The following is a 17865-nucleotide window of genomic DNA, read 5'->3' as shown; positions in this document are numbered from 1 at the left end:
CGGTGCCAGTGGCCGGAAAGCGGATCACGGCATCGACGCAAGCAACTCCTCGATGGTCATGATCCGCCAGGGCGGCAGCCGGATGGTGGCGGTGCAGCCCTGTCCCGGGGCACTGTCCAGCGTCAGGCTGCCGCCATGCGCCTCCACCAGCCGCAGGGCAAGCGGCAAGCCCAGTCCGATGCCTTCATAGCGGCGGTTGGCGGCCTGATCGACCTGGGCGAAGGGGGTCAGGGCGGTCGCGATGTCCTCCGGATTCATGCCGATGCCGCGGTCGCGCACCGCCAACTCGATCCAGCCGTCGGCGGCCGGCATCACCGACAGGGTGACGGTGCCTTGCGGATGGCTGAACTTGACGGCGTTGGACAGCAGGTTTTCCAGCGCCTGGCGCAGGCGCCGCTCGTCGCCGCGCAGCGGCGGCAGGTCGCCGTCGGTGACCAGCTCGACCGTCACCGTCTGGCGGGCCGCCTGGAATTCGAGCTGCGCCACCGTCTGGGCGGCGAGCGCCGGCAGGTCGACCACTCCCTCGACCAGCGACAGCCCGCCGGCCTCGACGCGGGCCATGTCCAGGATGTCGTCGATCATGGCCAGCAGCCGCTCGCCGGCATTGCGGATGGCGGCGACGCCGTCGCGCAGCCGCTCCTGCCCGCCGGGTTCGCCGATCCGCGTGTCCAGCAGCTGGGAAAAACCGATCACCGCGTTCAGCGGGGTGCGCAGTTCATGGCTCATGGTGGCGAGGAAGGCCGATTTGGCATGGTCGGCCGCCTCCGCCGCCTCCTTGGCCGCCAGCAGGTCGGCCTCGGCCCGGCGGCGGGCAGTGACGTCGCGGACGATGGCGGTGTAGAGCCGCCGCCCCTCCACCTCGCTGGCACTGACCGACAGTTCCACCGGGAAGCGGGTGCCGTCGGCGCGCTCCGCCCCGGCGCTGCGGTCGCGGGCGACCAGCGCAGTGGTCTGGCCGGTCGCGAACTCCAGCCGGACGCCGCCCTCTTCGCGCAGGGTCTCCACCGGCAGCAAGCGGTCGAACGGACGCCACAGCAGGTCCGCCGCCGACACCCCGAACATCGCCTCCGCCGCACGGTTGAAGCCGACCGTCACGCCCGCCTCGTCGATGGTGAGGACCGCATCGGCGGCGGTGTCCAGGATCGCTTTGTTCAGCGCCTCAGAATGCCTCAGGGCATTGGCGGTGTGGACATATTCGCTGACGTCGGTGACGGTGGCGATGCTGCCGCCATCCTCCAGCGCGATGCGCTGGCACATCACCCGCCGGGCGATGCCGGTCCCTCCCGCCGGCTGGGGATCGTGGAAGCGGAAGTCGGTCGGCGCCGAATCGCCGCCCGCCCCCAGACGCCAATCCGCCTCGACCCGTGGCCGGTCCTCGGGGTGGACGGCGTCGAGCCAGCCGTCGCCGAGCAGGCGGTCCGGCTCCAGCCCGGTGATGGCGCCGACGCGGGCGTTGGCGAACTGGACCTGCCCCGCGGCGTCGGCCTGCAGGATGCCGACCGGCACCGAGTCGGCCAGCTTGCGGTAACGCGCCTCGCTGGCGCGCAGCCGCTCCGACAGGGCGATCCGGTCGCTGACGTCGCGGATGTTCAGCACCAGCCCGCCGATGTCCGGGTCGGCCAGCTCGTTGCGCGCGGTCGCCTCCAGCCAGCGCCAGCCGCCATCCTCGCCATCGCTGCCGGCATCGTGGCGGAATCGGAACACGGCACGGCCGCTGCTCCCCGCCGGGGCCGCGGCACGCGCCCGGAGCCGGCACCGGACCTCTTCCAGATCGTCGGGGTGGATGTGGCGGTCGAACGGCGCACCGACCAGCGCCTGGGCCGGGCCGCCCAGGATATCCGCCCCCGTCTCGCGGACATGGAGCACGCGACCGTCGGGCGCCAGCACCGCGGCCACCTCGCGGACATCGCGGAACAGCGCGTCGGACAGTCTTTCATTGACCTGCAAGACAGCCCCCGGACCGGCAACGGATGGTCGGGCCGATCCGGCCGTTCACCCGCGATGCCGCGGCCGACCCCGTCCCGCGATTCAGCATAGCCAGGGAAAGATTAAGGGTTTATGGCGGCGACGCCCCGGCTCTTCCCCATGGCCTCCGCAAACGCCCCGTCAGCCCCGCCGCAGGGACAGGAACGAGGTCAGGGCATCCAGAACGGCGTCGGGCGCTTCGGTCATCACCATATGACCGGTCTGCGGCAGGATGACGACCTGCGCGGATTTGACGCGCGCCGCCAGCGACCGCCCGGCCTTTGCGGGTGTCATCTTGTCCAGCGCGCCCAGCAGGAACAACGCCGGACAGGCGACCATCGCGGCGGCGTCCGCACCCTGCCCATAGTCGTTGCAGGCGGCCAGATCGACGCCCAGCACGCCGGGGCGGACCGACGCCATCAGCCGCCGGCCGCCGGGGATCAGCGCCAGCCCCGGAGCCGGGCAGCCGCCCCCCTGGCTGCCGCCGTGGCCGCGCGGCCCATGACCCCAGCCGATCACCATCTCGATGGCGGACGGGTCGCCGGCATGCGCGGTGGCCAGCAGGTCGGGATGGACCGGCATCCGTTCCGCCACGCCGAGCAGCGCGACCGCCTCCACCCGCGAACCATGGCGGGCGGCGGCGTCGAGCGCGACCAACGCCCCCATGGAGTGGCCGGCCAGCGCCGCGCGCTCCAGCCCGGCGGCGTCCAGCAGGGCGACCACCCAATCGGCGATCCCGGCGATGCTGCCCAACGGCTCGCCGCCGGAGCGGCCATGGCCGGGCATGTCGACCGCCAGGACCGAACGGCCATGATGGGCGAGATAGCGGCTCTGCAGGCTCCAGACGCTGTGATCCATGCCGGCGCCGTGGATCAGGACGATGGCGGGACGCGCCGGGTCGATGTCCCGGCCACCGGTGTGGACGAAGACGGGGGTGCCGTTGACGGTCAGCTGCATGGCGCGGCCCTCAGCCCTTGGTGGCGGCGCGCAGCGCCTGCTTCAGATCGTCGATCAGGTCTTCGCAATCCTCCAGCCCGATGGACAGCCGGATCATGTCCTCCCCCACCCCGGCGGCGGCGAGCGCCTCGGCGTCGAGCTGGGCATGGGTGGTGCTGGCGGGATGGATGACCAGCGACTTGGCGTCGCCGACATTGGCAAGGTGCGAGAAGAGGGTCAGGGACTCGATGAAGCGGCGCCCGGCCTCGCGGCTGCCGCCCTCGCCGGTGCCGCGGATGCCGAAGGAGACGATCGAGCCGGCGCCCTGCGGCAGCAGCCGGGCGGCCAGCGCATGGTCGGGGTGGTCGACCAGCTCGGGATAGGACACCCAGGCGACGGCGCCGGTGCTGCCGCCCTTGCCTCCACCGTTGCCCCCAGCCTTGCCGGCGCCCGTTTCCGAATACAGCTCCCCTTCCAGGAAGCCGACGATCTTGCGGGCGTTGTGGATGTGGCCCTTCATCCGCAGCGGCAGCGTCTCCACCCCCTGCAGGATCTGGAAGGCGTTCATCGGGCTCATGCAGGCGCCGAAATCGCGCAGCCCCTCGGCGCGGGCGCGGGCGATGAAGGCGGCGGGGCCGTATTCCTCGGCGAAGTCGATGCCGTGATAGCCGGCGTAGGGCTCGGTCAGGGTCGGGAACTTGCCCGACGCCTCCCAGTCGAACCGGCCGCCGTCGATCACCACGCCGCCGATGGCGGTGCCATGCCCGCCCAGCCACTTGGTGCAGGAATGCATGATCAGGTCGGCGCCATGCTCGAACGGCCGGCAGAGATAAGGGGTGGTGAAGGTCGAATCGATCAGCAGCGGGATGCCGGCCTCATGCGCGATGGCGGCCACCTTCGGGACATCGAGCACCTCGAGCCCCGGATTGCCCAGCACCTCGCCGAAGACCAGGCGGGTCTCGGGTCGGATCGCCGCGCGGATGCCGTCGAGGTCGCGCGGATGCACGAAGCTGGTGGTGATGCCGAAGCGCGGCAGGGTATAGGCCAGCAGGTTGCGGCTGCCGCCATAGATGGAGGAGGAGGCGACGATGTGCCCGCCCGCCCCCATCAGCGTCATGATCGCCAGCGACAGCGCCGCCTGCCCGCTGGCGGTGCAGACCGCGCCAACCCCGCCTTCCAGGGTCGCAAGCCGCTCTTCCAGCACCGCGACGGTGGGGTTGGAGATGCGCGAATAGATGTGGCCCGGCCGTTCCAGGTTGAACAGCGCCGCTGCCTGATCGACATCCGAGAAGACGTAGGAAGAGGTGAGGTGGATGGGAACCGCCCGCGCGCCCGTCGCCGGGTCGGGCTTCTGTCCCGCATGCAGGCTCTGCGTATCGAACTTCAGGAACTTGGCGCCGGCCATGCTCCCCCCTCCCGGTTGGTGGTTGTTCCCGCCCCGAGGACGGAAGAGGGCCGCCTGGCAAGGAGCGGCCCCCGTTCGTCGAACGCCGACTTTTGTCGGCCTTTTGCTTTGCCAGCCCTGTTCAACCCGCGATCCAGCGGTATCGACGGTGCGGGAGCGTATGGAGCCCTGACGCGCGCGTCAAGACGGTTGGCGCGCATCGGCTTGCCGCGATACGCCGCCGGCTTGCAGGTTACGGCCGGCTTTTACGGCACGCTTCGTGCCGGCTCCTGCCGCACCCCCGTCATCGTCTCCCCGACCAGCCAGTCGACCACCCGCTTCAAGGCCTCCTCCTCGCCGGCCCCCTCGGCGAGCGCCGCCTGGAAGATCGCGATCTGCCGGTGCGCGCTGGTCCCGCGCTCCACGATCTCGCGCGCCCGCTCCACTTCGGCGGTGCAGCCGAAATGCGCGGCATCCTCGCGGGTCAGGTCGATGATCTCGTCCAGCAGGTCGGCATAGGGCACGATGCGGCCCTGGCCGAAATCGACCAGCCCGCTGTCCAGGCCGTAGCGCTGGGCCCGCCAGCGATTCTCCTCGATCAGCATGTTCTTGTAGGGCCGCCACGTCACATTGCGCAGCTTCAGCCGCCACAGCATGCGCAGCAGGCAGCGGTAGAGCGCCGCCACCGTCACCGCATCGTCGAGCCGGGTGCAGATGTCGGTGATGCGCATCTCCAGCGTCGGAAAGCGCGAGGAGGGGCGGATGTCCCACCACAGCTTGCTCGCATCCTCGATCACCCCGGCATTCACCAACACCGCGACATGGCTCTGATACTCGCCATAGCTCTGGAAACCGGCGGGCATGCCGGTGCGCGGCAGCTCGTGCCACACGCTCAGCCGGTAGGACCGGCGCTCCATGTCGCGCCCGCGCCAGAAGGGCGACGAGGTCGACAGCGCCAGCAGATGCGGCAGGAAATAGCGGACCTGGTTCATCAGGTCGATGCGCAGGTCGTCGTCCTCGATGCCGATATGGACATGCATGCCGCAGATCATCAGGCGGCGGGCCGGCGCCCCCAGGTCGCGGGCAAGCATGTTGTAGCGGTCGCGGTTGGTGTGCTTCTGCGGCTCCCAGGCGGCGAAGGGATGGGTCGAGGCGGCGATCGGCGCCAGCCCATGGCGCTCCGCCACCCCGGCCACCGTGCCGCGCAGCGCCGCCAGCTCGTCCCGCGCCTCGGCCAGCGTCCGGCAGACCGGCGTTCCCACCTCGATCTGGCAGCGCAGGAATTCCGGGTGGATGCGGCCGGGCGCCTGCTGCTGGCAGGCCTCCAGCATCTCGTCGGGCGGGCTGGTCACGATGTCGCGCGTGCCGCGGTCGACCAGCAGATATTCCTCTTCCAGCCCCAGGGTGAAGGACGGTTCGATGACGGCGTGTCGCATGCGTGGTCAGGCCCGCGGATAATGGTGGACGGTCGCCAGCGACGGCAGGCCGAGCAGGGGTTCCAGCGCATCGCCGATCACCTGCGCCCACAGGCCGGCGCCCTCCGGCGTGGCGATCAGGTCCTGCCGGACCTCCAGCAGGACGTTTGGATAGCCGGCCGGCGTCGCATGGGTTTCCACCGTGCCGCCCGACGTGCCGCGCCCGGAATAGGGTTGGTTGTCGCCGACGCACCAGCGCCCGTCGGCCTCCAGCGCCTCGATCAGCGGCACCGGCAGGCGCGGGTCGTTGTCCCACAGGATGCCGATGTGCCAAGGCCGGGCGATGCCGCGCATGGCCGGCGTGAAGCTGTGGACCGACACCATCACCGGAACCTGCCCGCGCGCGACGATCGCCGCCACCGCCGCGGCCACCGCCGCGTGATAGGGGTGGAAGAGCGCCTCGACGCGCAGGGCCTGCGCCTCGGCATCGAGCGCGCGGTTGCCCGGGATGACCACGTCGTCGCTGACCACCGGGATCGCGGTCGGGTCGTCCAGCGCCCGGTTCGGGTCGATCACCAGCCGGGAGAAGCCGGACAGCACCGCCGTCGCGCCGAAGCGGGCCGCCAGCCGCCGCGTCAGCTCGGCCGCGCCGATGTCATAGGCGATGTGCCGGCACAGCTGCTCTTCCGGCAGGCCGAGGTCGCCCAGCCGCCTGGGGATCGCGCGCGACGCGTGATCGCACACCAGCAGCAGCGGTCCGCCGGCCTCCGGGTTCAGCGTGGTGGCCGGCGGCGGATCGTCCGGTCCCAGCAGGGGGACGACGATGCGCGGCGCCGGTGCGGGAGCGGTGACGGGCCGCCGGTGCTCGGCCGGCCCCTCCCCGGACGCGGTGTCGGGCCCGGTGTCGGGCGAGGTGCCGGGCGAGGTGCCGGGATGGGCGTGATGATCGGGGGATGAGGCAACCATGCGCCACACTAACGCAACCTCCGGGCCGGGCGGAAGCGCGGCCGATGGTGGTAGCCCGAACGGCAAGATGATACCCTTTCCCTCCCTCTCCCGTGCGAACCCACCCGGAAGACACCACGCATGCTCCGCCTGCTGACTCTCTGCCTTGCCGTGATGGCGCTGCTCAGCGCCTGCGGCCCCGTCTATGAAACGCAATACAGCCTGGTTCCGCCGACCTCGGCGGAAGGGCGGCTGTGCGTCAACCAATGCCAGCAGAACCGCAACTTCTGCCGCCAGAACTGCGGGATGTCGCAGCAGGCCTGCGTGAACGAGGCGCGGTCGCGCGCGCTTTACGAATATCAGGCCTATGTGAACCGTCGGAACGCCGAAAAGCAGCCGATCAAGAAATCGGTCAGCGACTTCGACCGTTCCTATTCCTGCGGCAACAGCAGCTGCGAGGCGCGGTGCGAGGCCGACTATCGCGACTGCTTCGGCGGAAGCTGCGGCGGTCAGGTCCTCGCCAAAACCGTGTGCACCGCCTTCTGCGACGAGGGGAAGCCGGCTCCGGGCGCCGCTGCGGCGGCACCGATGCTCAGCCCGATGCCGCCCGCCGGCCCGGCGATGTCCGCCCCGGCGCCCACGGCCTCCAGCTACCCGGCCGGCGGATCGCTGTGCCAGCCCGGCATGCGGGTCGAGGTCGAATGGAAAGGCGAGTGGTACCCTGCCACGGTCAAGGACAAGCCGCGCAAGGACGGCCGCTGCCCGATCCACTATGACGATTTCGGTGCCGAGGACGACGAGTCGGTGGCGCTGCGCCGCATCCGTCCGCGCTGATCCGCAGGGCATTGCGCCATCGCAGCCTTCGCTACTTTTGCAGGACCAGCGGACGCGCACGGCAGCCATGACGCGCGTCCGGCTGGCCGGGCCGATGGCCTGCCGCTATAAGCGGCACCATGCCCGACGCCAGTGCCATCCCCGCCGACGATGCGTCCCGGACGCAGCGCATCGCCCTGATTGCGCTGCTGGCCGGCGCGCTCGGCATCGCCTTCGCTCCGATCTTCGTCCGCCTGTCCGAGGTTGGACCGGTCGCCACCGGATTCTGGCGCGTTGCGCTGGCCGCCCCGGTGCTGGCGCTGTGGATGGGCTCCGAACCCAGGCAAGGGCGCCGGTCCCCCTCCTCGCTCGCCGATTATGCCCGCCTGTCGCTGGCCGGCCTGTGCTTTGCCGGCGACCTCGCGGTCTGGCACACCTCGATCCGCTATACCTCGGTCGCCAACGCGACGCTGCTTGCCAACTTCGCGCCGCTGTTCGTGGCGCCGGCCGCCTGGTTCCTGTTCAAGGAGCGGATCACCGGCCGCTTCGTCGTCGGCATGCTGATGGCGCTGGCCGGTGCGGTGGTTCTGATGGGACAGAGCTTCCAGCTCAGCCCGGACCATCTGTTCGGCGACGCGCTGGGTCTGCTGACCGCGGTTTTCTATGCCGGCTACATCCTGTCGGTCGGCCATCTGCGCGCCGAATTCTCCACCGCCACCATCATGACCTGGAGCGGCGTCATCACCGCTTTGGTCCTGCTGCCTCTCGGCCTCCTGGATGGCGAGGCGATGCTGCCGGCGACCGTTGCCGGCTGGCTGGTCCTCTGCGGGCTTGCCCTGTTCAGCCATGCCGGTGGCCAGAGCCTGATCGCCTACGCGCTGGCCCATCTGCCGGCCTCCTTCTCGTCGGTCAGCCTGCTTCTCCAACCGGCGGCGGCGGCGATTCTCGCCTGGATCCTGCTCGACGAGCCGTTGGGGACCTTGCAAGCGGTCGGCGCCGCTGTGATTCTGATGGGAATCCTGCTGGCCCGCCGCGGCAGCCGCTGACCGCGCGACCGGTGGGACTCCGGACAGGAGCTGGCCGGGCTTTCCACCCTGCGGGCATGGCGCCGCAGATCGGCGGTCGGCCATTGACCCGGCCGGTGGGGACCGCTACCGGTATGATGAACCGCTTATGATCCGTTTCCGACCCAAGGGGACCAATCCGTGCCCGGCACCGACGACAGCGCTCATGTCCCCTCCTCCTCGCAGCGCATTTCCGAATGGGTGGCCCAACAGCTGCTCGACCGGATCGCACGCGGAGAGCTGGTCCCGGGAGAGCGTCTGCCGGGCGAGCGGCAGCTGGCCGAACAGCTCCATGTCAGCCGGGTGTCGGTTCGCGCCGCCCTGCAGAAGCTGAAGACCCAGGGCTTCCTGACCGCCGTCCAGGGCGGCGGCACGCGGGTCGTGTCCTCCGCCGGAATGATGGACGGCGCCCTCACCGCGATGGTGCGCAGCACCCACCAGAACCTCTGCGATCTGGTCGAGATCCGCATGGCCCTGGAAAGCTGGGCCGCGCGCCGTGCCGCCGAGCGCGCCACGCAGGAACAGATCGACACCATCGGCCGCATCCTGGCTGCCATGAGCCAGACCAACCGCGACGGCGGGCGGGCCGCCGACGACATGGACTTCCATGTCGCCGTCGCCCAGGCCTCCGGCAGCCCGGTGTATCTGCATCTGCTGTCGACCATCCGGGACATCCTCGGCAACATGGTCGAGATGAAGCACACCGAGCCCTTCATGGAGAATCATGAGGCGCTGATGATCGAGCATCACCGCGCCATCCACCAGGCCATCGCCCGCCGCGACCCGGACGCCGCCGCCAATGCCGTCACCGCCCATCTCGGCTGGATCCTCGCCCGCTACCGCACGATGACCGGGGAAACCACGACGCCCGGCCCAGCGGCCGAGGGACCGGCCGTGCCGCCCGCCTGACCCGGCCGGGCTGCCCACCCAGACATGAAGAAGGCCGCGCCCTCCGGACGGAGAGCGCGGCCTTTCCTGTATCGAGCCGGTGGCTGGCCTCAGCCTGCGAGAACCGCCTCGATCTCCTTGGTCACCTCATCGATGTCGGCCATGCCGTCCACCGCCTTCAGCACGCCGCGGCCCTGGTAATAGGGCAGGATCGGCGCGGTCTGCTGGTGGTACTGGGCCAGGCGGGTGGTCACCGTCTCGGCATTGTCGTCGGCGCGACGCTTGAACTCGGTGCTGCCGCAGACGTCGCAGACCCCGGCCACCTTCGGCTTCTCGAAGCTGTCGTGATAGCCCTTGCCGCACTTGGCGCAGGTGTAGCGGCCGGTGATGCGCTCGACCAGCACGTCGTCGACGACCCGCATCTCGATCACATGGTCGAGCTTCAGGCCCTTCTCGTCCAGCATCGCGTCCAGCGCCTCGGCCTGGGCCACGGTGCGCGGGAACCCGTCGAGGATGAAGCCGTTCTTGACGTCGGGCTTGGAAATGCGCTCGGCGATCATGCTGACCATCAGCTCATCCGGCATCAGCTTGCCGGCGGCCATGATCTCCTTCGCCTGCTGCCCGAGCGGCCCGCCTTCGGCCACCATGGCGCGGAGCATGTCGCCCGTCGACAGTTGCACCAGACCGCGCGTGTCTTCAAGACGGCGCGCCTGGGTCCCCTTCCCGGCGCCCGGCGGACCGAGCAGTATGAGGTTCATTACCTTCTCCCCCGAAGCTTCGATTTCTTGATCAATCCCTCATACTGGTGGGCCAGCAGGTGGGAATGAATCTGCGCAACCGTGTCCATCGTGACGGTGACCACGATCAGCAGGCTGGTGCCGCCAAAATAAAACGGAACCGAGTGCTGGGATATCAGGATTTCGGGGAGGAGACAAACCGCCACAAGGTACGCGGAACCGATGACCGTCAGCCGCGTCAGCACATAATCGATGTGGTCGGCGGTGTTCTTGCCCGGACGGATGCCCGGGATGAAGCCGCCATACTTGCGCAGGTTGTCGGCCGTCTCGGTCGGGTTGAAGACGATGGCGGTGTAGAAGAAGCAGAAGAACACGATCAGCGAGGCGTAGAGCAGCATGTACAGCGGCGTGCCGTGCGCGACGTAGCGCGACACCGCCTGCAGCCACTCGGGCCCTTCGCCGCCGGCGAAACCGACCGCGGTCAGCGGTAGCAGCAGCAGCGACGATGCGAAGATCGGCGGAATGACGCCGGCGGTGTTCATCTTCAGCGGCAGGTGCGACGCTTCGCCGCCGAACACCCGGTTGCCGACCTGGCGTTTCGGGTACTGGACCAGCAGGCGGCGCTGGGCACGTTCCATGAAGACGATGAAGAAGACGACGCCGACCGCCATCAACAGCATCACGATGATGAAGATGGTGGACAGGGCACCCTGACGGCCGAGTTCGAGCGTGTTCACCAGCGCCCGCGGCAACTCGGCGACGATGCCGGCGAAGATGATCAGCGAGATGCCGTTGCCGATGCCGCGCGCGGTGATCTGCTCACCCAGCCACATCAGGAACATGGTGCCGCCGACCAGCGTGATGACGGTGGCAATGCGGAAGAACAGCCCCGGATCGATCACCGCCGCCCCGGTCGAGCCGCGCATCGATTCGATGCCGACGGCAAGGCCGTAGGCCTGCACCGTGGCGAGCGCGACCGTGCCGAACCGGGTGTACTGGTTCAGCTTCTTGCGCCCCGACTCGCCTTCCTTCTTCATGGCCTCCATCTGCGGCGACACGGCGGTCAGCAGCTGCACGATGATGGACGCCGAGATGTACGGCATGATGTTGAGCGCGAAGATGGTCATGCGGCTGAGCGCGCCGCCCGCCAGCATGTCGAACATGCCGAGAATACCGCCGCCCTGCTGCTTGAAGACGTCCTGCAGGATGTGCGGGTCGATGCCCGGCAGCGGGATATAGGTGCCCAGCCGGTAGACGATCAGGGCCGCCAAGGTGAACCAAATCCGCTTTTTCAGCTCGGTCGCCTTGGAGAAAGCCCCGAAATTGATGTTGGCGGCAAGCTGCTCGGCCGCTGATGCCATGGTCCAATCCCTGTCCCGTAAGCGCGAACGGGGCGGCACTGCATGACGCAGGCCGCCCCTCGCGACTTCGCTTTTTGTAGTGCCACGCCAGCCCGTGCGCAAGCCCGGGCTTGTCGCGGAACTTTACTCGGCGGCTTCGGCGGCGGGCGCGGTCAGCGTGACGCTGCCACCCGCCTTCTCGACGGCCTCGACTGCCGACTTGGACGCGCCGGCGACCGTGAAGGAAACCTTCGCGGTCAGCTCGCCCTTGCCCAGCAGACGGACACCGTCCTTCTTCACCCGGCCGGTGACGCCGGCGGCGTGGAGCGCCGCGGCATCGATGGTCTCGGCAGCGTTCAGCTTGCCGAGGTCGATCGCCTTCTGGACCATGCCCAGATTGACCACCGAGTATTCCTTGGCGAAGATGTTCCGGAAACCGCGCTTCGGCAGGCGGCGGTGCAGAGGCATCTGCCCGCCTTCGAAGCCGTTGATCGCCACACCGGTGCGCGAGGTCTGACCCTTCACGCCACGGCCGGCGGTCTTGCCCTTGCCCGAACCGATACCGCGACCGACGCGCATACGCGCCTTGCGGGCACCGGCGTTGTCACGCAGGTCATTCAGCTTGGTCATGATCTCAGCCCTCGTTCTCGACGCGGACCAGGTGCGCGACCTTGGCGATCATGCCCCGCACGGCCGGAGTATCCTCCAGCTCGCGGGTCCGGTGCAGCTTGTTGAGACCCAGACCGACCAGCGTCTCGCGCTGGTCGTGCTTGCGGCCGATCGGGCTGCCGATCTGGGTCACGACGACGGTCTTCTTCTCCGCCATGATCAGGCCTCCTGTCCGGCGCCGGCCTCGCGACGGCCGAGGATGTCGCTCACGCGACGACCGCGACGCGCCGCGACGGAACGCGGGCTGGTGACCTGGGTCAGGGCGTCGAACGTCGCCTTGATCATGTTATGCGGGTTCGAGGTGCCGATCGACTTGGTCACGACGTCGGCGACGCCGAGGGCCTCGAAGATCGCGCGCATCGGACCACCGGCGATGATGCCGGTACCGGCCGGGGCGGCCCGCAGCACGACCTTGCCGGCACCGAAGTGACCGTTGGTGTCGTGATGCAGCGTCCGGCCTTCGCGCAGCGGAACCCGGATCATGCCGCGCTTGGCCTGATCGGTCGCCTTGCGGATCGCCTCGGGAACTTCACGGGCCTTGCCCGATCCGACCCCGACGCGGCCCTTGCCGTCACCGACGACGACCAGAGCGGCGAAGCCGAAGCGACGACCACCCTTGACCACCTTGGCAACGCGGTTGATGCCGACGAGCTTTTCGATCAGCTCGCTTTCTTCCCGCTCGCGCGGCTGCCGGTCGCGGTTGTCCCGCTCCCCACGTTCACGTGCCATATCCGGGCCTCCTTAGAACGACAGCCCGCCCTCACGGGCGGCGTCGGCCAGGGCCTTGACCCGGCCATGGAAAATATAACCACCGCGGTCGAACACGACCTCGGTGACGCCCGCGGCCTTGGCACGCTCGGCGATCAGCACGCCGATGCGCTTGGCCGCCTCGACGTTGCCGCCGTGCTTGAGCTGCTCGCGCAGCTCCTTCTCCAGCGACGAGGCAGACGCGAGCGTCTTGCCGTTTTCGTCGTCGATGATCTGGGCGTAGATATGCAGATTCGACCGGAAGACCGAGAGGCGAACACGCCCGCCGGCCTTCTTGGCAATCTGCGCGCGCACGCGCTGCTTGCGGCGCTCGTGGAGTTGCTTTGGCTTCAGCATGGCGGTTACTTCTTCTTACCTTCCTTGCGCAGGACGGTTTCGGTATCGTACTTGATACCCTTGCCCTTGTACGGCTCCGGCTTCTTCCAACCGCGGATCTCGGCGGCGACCTGGCCGACCTTGTGCTTGTCGTAGCCGGTGACCGAGATGGCCGTCGGCTTGTCGCACTTGATCGTGATGCCGTCCGGGATCGGGTACTTCACGTCGTGCGAGAAGCCGAGCTGCATGACCAGCTCCTTCCCCTGCACGGCCGCGCGGTAACCGACGCCGTTGATCTCGAGGTTGATCGTGTAGCCCTGGTTGACACCGGTGACCATGTTGTTGATCAGGGTGCGCGAGGTTGCCCACATGGTGCGGGCGCGCTTGCTGTCGTTTGCCGGCTTCACCACCACCTTGCCGTCTTCCAGCGAGGCGTTGATGTCGTCGACCAGGGTCAGGCTGAGTTGCCCCAGCTTGCCCTTCGCCGTCACCAGCTGGCCGTCGACCTTCACGTCGACGCCAGCCGGGACCGGCACGGGATGCTTGCCAATGCGCGACATCTGCCAATCCCCCTTAGAACACGCGGCAGAGGACTTCACCGCCGACATTGGCGGCGCGGGCCTCGTTGTCCGACATCACGCCGCGCGGGGTCGACAGGATCGACAGACCGAGCCCGTTGTAGACACGGGGCAGGTCGGCGATCTTCGAATAGACGCGACGGCCGGGCTTCGACACACGGGCGATCTGCTTAATGACAGGCTCGCCTTCGTGGTACTTCAGCTCGATCTTCAGGTTCTTGACGCCGGGACGCAGCTCTTCCTCGGACCAGCCGCGGATGAAGCCTTCGCGCTTCAGCACGTCCAGGACGTTGACGCGCAGCTTTGACGCCGGGGAAACCACAACGGACATGCGGGCGTGCTGACCGTTGCGGATGCGGGTCAGCATATCGCCGAGCGGATCGCTCAAAGACATTCTCGGACCCTCCTTACCAGCTCGACTTCGTCATCCCCGGGATCTGGCCGGTCGAGGCCAGTTCGCGGAGGGTGACGCGGGACAGCTTGAACTTGCGATAGAACGCGCGCGGACGCCCGGTCAACTCGCAGCGGTTCCGGACGCGCACCTTCGAGGAGTTGCGCGGCAGTTCGGCCAGCTTGAGGCGGGCAGCGAATTGCTCTTCCGGCGGGAGGGTCTTGTCGTTCGCGATAGCCTTCAGCTTCGCACGCTTGTTCGCGTACTGCTTGGCCAGCTTGGCGCGACGCTTGTTCTTTTCGATGGCACTGGTCTTAGCCATGGTCGTGCTCCAGCCTCAGCTCACGAACGGCATGTCGAAGCCCTTCAGGAGAGCCTTGGCTTCCTGATCGGTCTTCGCCGAGGTGACGATGATGATGTCCATGCCGCGGATCTGATCGATCTTGTCGTAATCGATCTCCGGGAAAATGATCTGCTCCTTGACACCCATGGCGTAGTTGCCACGGCCGTCGAAGCTGTTCCCCGGGATACCGCGGAAGTCACGGACGCGCGGCAACGCGATCGTCACCAGGCGGTCCAGGAACTCGTACATGCGGTCGCTGCGCAGCGTGACCTTGCAGCCGATCGCCATGCCTTCGCGCAGCTTGAACTGGGCGATCGACTTGCGCGACTTGGTCACCACCGGCTTCTGACCGGTGATGGCGGCCATCTCGGCCACGGCGAGCTGGATCTTCTTGGAGTCGGCGACAGCCTCGCCGACACCCATGTTGACCACGATCTTCTCGAGCCGCGGAACTTCCAGGTCGTTCTTGTAGCCGAATTCCGACTTCAGAGCGGCGCGGATCTTGGAGGCGTAAACTTCTTTCAGACGTGCGGTCATGCCCGGGCCCTCACAGGTCAATGACTTCGCCGGACCGCTTGGCGACACGCACCTTGCGGCCATCCTCAAGGATCTTGAAACCGACGCGGGTCGGCTTGCCATCCTTGGGGTCGACGTGAGCGAGATTCGAGACGTTGATCGGCGCCTCCATCTCGATGATGCCACCCTGCGAGCGGGCGCTGGCGCGCTGGTGCTTCTTCACCACGTTCACGCCCTGGACAACCGCGCGGTTCTCCTTGGGGATGACGCGAAGCACCTCGCCGGTCTTGCCCTTGTCCTTGCCGGTCAGGACGACGACCTTGTCCTTGGTCTTGATCTTGGCGGCCATCACAGCACCTCCGGCGCCAGCGAGATGATCTTCATGAACTTCTTGCCGCGAAGCTCACGAGTGACCGGCCCGAAGATACGGGTGCCGATCGGCTCACCCTGCTTGTTGATGAGCACGGCGGCGTTCCGGTCGAAACGGATCGCAGACCCGTCCTCCCGACGCAGTTCCTTCGCGGTGCGGACGATGACGGCACGATGCACGTCGCCCTTCTTGACGCGGCCCTTCGGAATGGCCTCCTTGACCGAGACGACGATGACATCGCCCACGGTCGCGACCTTCCGCTTGGACCCGCCAAGCACCTTGATGCACTGCACCCGGCGCGCCCCGCTGTTATCGGCGACTTCCAGGTTGGTTTGCATCTGGATCATGGTTTATGACCTTTCGTTATCACGCGGCGCCGCTGTCGGCGGCGGACTCCGTCACGACCGTCCAGCGCTTGGACTTGGAGATCGGACGGCATTCGATGATCGAAACGCTGTCGCCGATCTTGAAGAGGTTGCCCTCATCGTGGGCGGCGTACTTCTTCGACTGACGAATGAACTTCTTGTACACGGGGTGCATGACACGGCGCTCGACAAGAACCGTAACGGTCTTGTCGCACTTGTCGCTGACCACCGTGCCCTGCAGAACGCGGCGAGGCATGGATGATCCCCCTTACTTGCCGGCGTCGGCGGAGCGGGCGCGCTCGCCGATGATGGTCTTGATGCGGGCGATATCGCGGCGCACCACGTTCACCCGTGCGGTGTTCTCCAGCTGACCGGAGGCCTTCTGGAAACGCAGGTTGAACTGTTCCTTCTTGAGCTGGAGGAGCTGATCGTTCAGCTCGTCCGCGCTCTTCGTACGAATGTCTACGGCCTTCATGCCGCGGTCTCCTCGACCCCGCCCAGGCGGGTCACCAGCTTCACCTTGATCGGCAGCTTCGCGGCCGCCAGAGCGAAGGCGGTTTTTGCCACATCGGCGGGTACGCCGTCCAGCTCAAACAGGATGCGACCCGGCTTGACGCGGGCCGCCCAGTACTCCGGCGAACCCTTACCGGAGCCCATGCGGACTTCGGCAGGCTTGGTGGAGACGGGGAGATCCGGGAAAACGCGGATCCAGACGCGGCCCTGACGCTTCATCGCGCGGGTGATCGCGCGGCGGGCCGCCTCGATCTGCCGGGCGGTGATGCGCTCCGGCTCCAGGGCCTTGAGGCCGAAGGAGCCGAAGTTCAGATCGGTACCGCCCTTGGCGTTGCCGTGGATGCGGCCCTTGTGGGCCTTGCGGTATTTCGTGCGCTTGGGAGAAAGCATCGCTCGGCCCCTTTACTCGCGTTCGGAGCGCTCGGAGCGCTCGCGACGGTCGCGGCGATCGTGACGATCGCGGCGCGGCTCGCCGTCGGTCGACACCGGCTCGGAACCCATGCGCTTGTCCTGCGCCATCGGGTCGTGAGCCATGACCTCGCCCTTGAACACCCACACCTTGACACCGCAGGTGCCGTAGGTGGTCTTGGCGGTGCCCACACCGTAATCGATGTCGGCGCGCAGGGTGTGCAACGGAACGCGGCCCTCGCGGTACCACTCCATGCGGGCGATCTCAGCCCCGCCCAGACGGCCGGAGCAGTTGATCCGGATGCCCTGGGCGCCCAGGCGCATGGCGGACTGCACGGCGCGCTTCATGGCACGGCGGAACGCCACGCGGCGCTCCAGCTGGCTGGCGATGTTCTCGGCGATGAGCCTGGCGTCGATTTCCGGCTTGCGGATCTCGACGATGTTCAGGCTCACCTCGCTGCCGGTCATCTTCGACAGCTCGAGGCGCAGCTTCTCGATGTCCGCGCCCTTCTTGCCGATCACCACGCCCGGACGGGCCGAGTGGATGGTGATGCGGGCCTTCTTGGCCGGACGCTCGATGACGACGCGGGACACGCCGGCCTGCTGCAGGCGACCCTGCAGATAGCCGCGCAGCTTCAGGTCCTGGTGCAGCAGGTTGGCGTAGTCGCGCTTGGCGAACCAACGGCTGTCCCAGGTCCGGTTGATGCCGAGGCGCAGCCCAATCGGATTGATTTTCTGACCCATTACTCGGCCCCTTCGGCAACGGCGGCGTCACGCTCGCGAACGATGATCGTCAGGTTGCTGAACAGCTTCTCGACCCGGGCGCCGCGACCGCGGGCACGGGCATGGAAGCGCTTCATCACCAGAGCGCGGCCAACGGTCGCCGACGACACGTAGAGACGGTCGACGTCGAGCTGATGGTTGTTCTCGGCGTTCGCGATCGCGGCCTGCAGAACCTTCTTCACCTCGCCGGCGATGCGGCGCTTGGAGAAGGTCAACTCGGCCACGGCGCGGCTGGCATCCATGTTCCGGATCAGCTGGGCGACGAGGTTGAGCTTCCGCGGGCTGGTGCGGATCATCGGATTGCGGGCCAGAGCCTCGTTCTCCGCGACCCGGCTGGGGTTGGCAGACTTGCCCATGGC

General features: G+C 67.9%; 25 protein-coding genes. 3 read left to right on the top strand and 22 right to left on the bottom strand.

The features are described from left to right. Nucleotides 1–24: 24 nt before the first annotated feature. The 5 genes from ABMY26_RS16710 to ABMY26_RS16690 all read right to left on the bottom strand — a co-directional run bounded on the left by ABMY26_RS16710 (nucleotide 25) and on the right by ABMY26_RS16690 (nucleotide 6666). Nucleotides 25–1947: a PAS domain S-box protein gene (locus ABMY26_RS16710; protein WP_372398334.1), complete on the bottom strand. Its 1923-nt coding sequence runs from the start codon at nucleotides 1945–1947 to the stop codon at nucleotides 25–27. 159 nt (nucleotides 1948–2106) lie between these two features. Next, nucleotides 2107–2922, bottom strand: coding sequence for an alpha/beta fold hydrolase (locus ABMY26_RS16705; protein WP_372398333.1), 816 nt, complete (start codon nucleotides 2920–2922; stop codon nucleotides 2107–2109). Between the two features lie 10 nt (nucleotides 2923–2932). Continuing rightward, nucleotides 2933–4306: an O-acetylhomoserine aminocarboxypropyltransferase gene (locus ABMY26_RS16700; protein WP_372398332.1), complete on the bottom strand. Its 1374-nt coding sequence runs from the start codon at nucleotides 4304–4306 to the stop codon at nucleotides 2933–2935. 245 nt (nucleotides 4307–4551) lie between these two features. Beyond that, the gene (locus ABMY26_RS16695) at nucleotides 4552–5721 is read right to left on the bottom strand and encodes a carboxylate-amine ligase (RefSeq protein ID WP_372398331.1); all 1170 of its coding nucleotides are present in this window, start codon (nucleotides 5719–5721) and stop codon (nucleotides 4552–4554) included. Nucleotides 5722–5727: 6 nt separating this feature from the next. Beyond that, nucleotides 5728–6666 (bottom strand): N-formylglutamate amidohydrolase, encoded by a 939-nt coding sequence (locus ABMY26_RS16690; RefSeq protein WP_372398330.1) that lies wholly within the window; start codon nucleotides 6664–6666, stop codon nucleotides 5728–5730. Between the two features lie 120 nt (nucleotides 6667–6786). On the opposite strand from ABMY26_RS16690, the gene ABMY26_RS16685 reads away from it, so the two are divergent. From ABMY26_RS16685 to ABMY26_RS16675, 3 genes are all read left to right on the top strand, one after another. Continuing rightward, entirely contained in the window at nucleotides 6787–7479 is a 693-nt protein-coding gene (locus ABMY26_RS16685; protein WP_372398329.1) for a hypothetical protein, read from the top strand. A 119-nt stretch (nucleotides 7480–7598) separates the two neighbouring features. After that, nucleotides 7599–8504 carry a DMT family transporter gene (locus ABMY26_RS16680; protein ID WP_372398328.1) on the top strand — a complete coding sequence of 302 codons (906 nt, stop codon included), beginning with the start codon at nucleotides 7599–7601 and terminating at the stop codon, nucleotides 8502–8504. Between the two features lie 159 nt (nucleotides 8505–8663). Continuing rightward, nucleotides 8664–9431, top strand: a complete 768-nt coding sequence (locus ABMY26_RS16675; protein WP_372398327.1) for a FadR/GntR family transcriptional regulator — start codon at nucleotides 8664–8666, stop codon at nucleotides 9429–9431. A gap of 89 nt (nucleotides 9432–9520) precedes the next feature. On the opposite strand, the gene ABMY26_RS16670 is transcribed toward ABMY26_RS16675, so the two are convergent. From ABMY26_RS16670 to rplV, 17 genes are all read right to left on the bottom strand, one after another. Then, on the bottom strand, nucleotides 9521–10168 hold the full coding sequence (locus tag ABMY26_RS16670) for an adenylate kinase (protein ID WP_372398326.1): 648 nt from the start codon (nucleotides 10166–10168) through the stop codon (nucleotides 9521–9523). Then, nucleotides 10168–11508: a preprotein translocase subunit SecY gene (gene secY / locus ABMY26_RS16665; protein ID WP_372398325.1), complete on the bottom strand. Its 1341-nt coding sequence runs from the start codon at nucleotides 11506–11508 to the stop codon at nucleotides 10168–10170. Before secY ends, ABMY26_RS16670 begins: the two co-directional genes overlap by 1 nt. 123 nt (nucleotides 11509–11631) lie before the next feature. Further along, a complete protein-coding gene (gene rplO / locus ABMY26_RS16660; protein ID WP_372398324.1) occupies nucleotides 11632–12117 on the bottom strand; it encodes a 50S ribosomal protein L15 in 486 nt (161 codons plus the stop codon). Nucleotides 12118–12121: 4 nt separating this feature from the next. Further along, nucleotides 12122–12313, bottom strand: coding sequence for a 50S ribosomal protein L30 (gene rpmD / locus ABMY26_RS16655; protein ID WP_014246903.1), 192 nt, complete (start codon nucleotides 12311–12313; stop codon nucleotides 12122–12124). Between the two features lie 2 nt (nucleotides 12314–12315). Next, complete coding sequence (rpsE, locus tag ABMY26_RS16650; protein WP_014246902.1) at nucleotides 12316–12885, bottom strand: 30S ribosomal protein S5; 570 nt, start codon at nucleotides 12883–12885, stop codon at nucleotides 12316–12318. A 12-nt stretch (nucleotides 12886–12897) separates the two neighbouring features. Beyond that, nucleotides 12898–13260, bottom strand: a complete 363-nt coding sequence (rplR, locus tag ABMY26_RS16645; RefSeq protein ID WP_045581819.1) for a 50S ribosomal protein L18 — start codon at nucleotides 13258–13260, stop codon at nucleotides 12898–12900. A gap of 5 nt (nucleotides 13261–13265) precedes the next feature. Continuing rightward, entirely contained in the window at nucleotides 13266–13799 is a 534-nt protein-coding gene (gene rplF / locus ABMY26_RS16640; protein ID WP_372398323.1) for a 50S ribosomal protein L6, read from the bottom strand. Between the two features lie 13 nt (nucleotides 13800–13812). Then, a complete protein-coding gene (gene rpsH, locus ABMY26_RS16635) occupies nucleotides 13813–14211 on the bottom strand; it encodes a 30S ribosomal protein S8 (RefSeq protein ID WP_045581817.1) in 399 nt (132 codons plus the stop codon). A gap of 13 nt (nucleotides 14212–14224) precedes the next feature. After that, nucleotides 14225–14530 (bottom strand): 30S ribosomal protein S14, encoded by a 306-nt coding sequence (gene rpsN, locus ABMY26_RS16630; RefSeq protein ID WP_045581816.1) that lies wholly within the window; start codon nucleotides 14528–14530, stop codon nucleotides 14225–14227. A gap of 15 nt (nucleotides 14531–14545) precedes the next feature. Beyond that, nucleotides 14546–15088 (bottom strand): 50S ribosomal protein L5, encoded by a 543-nt coding sequence (rplE, locus tag ABMY26_RS16625; protein ID WP_372398322.1) that lies wholly within the window; start codon nucleotides 15086–15088, stop codon nucleotides 14546–14548. A 10-nt stretch (nucleotides 15089–15098) separates the two neighbouring features. Further along, nucleotides 15099–15416, bottom strand: a complete 318-nt coding sequence (gene rplX, locus ABMY26_RS16620; RefSeq protein WP_045581814.1) for a 50S ribosomal protein L24 — start codon at nucleotides 15414–15416, stop codon at nucleotides 15099–15101. After that, nucleotides 15416–15784, bottom strand: a complete 369-nt coding sequence (gene rplN, locus ABMY26_RS16615) for a 50S ribosomal protein L14 (RefSeq protein WP_012973215.1) — start codon at nucleotides 15782–15784, stop codon at nucleotides 15416–15418. Before rplN ends, rplX begins: the two co-directional genes overlap by 1 nt. A 19-nt stretch (nucleotides 15785–15803) precedes the next feature. Next, a complete protein-coding gene (rpsQ, locus tag ABMY26_RS16610; protein ID WP_045581813.1) occupies nucleotides 15804–16058 on the bottom strand; it encodes a 30S ribosomal protein S17 in 255 nt (84 codons plus the stop codon). A gap of 12 nt (nucleotides 16059–16070) precedes the next feature. Further along, nucleotides 16071–16277 (bottom strand): 50S ribosomal protein L29, encoded by a 207-nt coding sequence (gene rpmC, locus ABMY26_RS16605; protein WP_045581812.1) that lies wholly within the window; start codon nucleotides 16275–16277, stop codon nucleotides 16071–16073. Then, nucleotides 16274–16705 carry a 50S ribosomal protein L16 gene (gene rplP / locus ABMY26_RS16600; RefSeq protein ID WP_045581811.1) on the bottom strand — a complete coding sequence of 144 codons (432 nt, stop codon included), beginning with the start codon at nucleotides 16703–16705 and terminating at the stop codon, nucleotides 16274–16276. Before rplP ends, rpmC begins: the two co-directional genes overlap by 4 nt. A gap of 12 nt (nucleotides 16706–16717) precedes the next feature. Further along, nucleotides 16718–17467: a 30S ribosomal protein S3 gene (rpsC, locus tag ABMY26_RS16595; RefSeq protein ID WP_372398321.1), complete on the bottom strand. Its 750-nt coding sequence runs from the start codon at nucleotides 17465–17467 to the stop codon at nucleotides 16718–16720. Then, nucleotides 17467–17862, bottom strand: a complete 396-nt coding sequence (gene rplV, locus ABMY26_RS16590) for a 50S ribosomal protein L22 (protein ID WP_012973210.1) — start codon at nucleotides 17860–17862, stop codon at nucleotides 17467–17469. Before rplV ends, rpsC begins: the two co-directional genes overlap by 1 nt. Nucleotides 17863–17865: the final 3 nt, after the last annotated feature.

The organism is Azospirillum sp. HJ39, assembly GCF_041507355.1.
GTDB lineage: Bacteria > Pseudomonadota > Alphaproteobacteria > Azospirillales > Azospirillaceae > Azospirillum > Azospirillum thiophilum.
The sequence above is the reverse complement of the archived record's forward strand: the minus strand, read 5'-3'. Positions and strand labels throughout refer to the sequence as shown.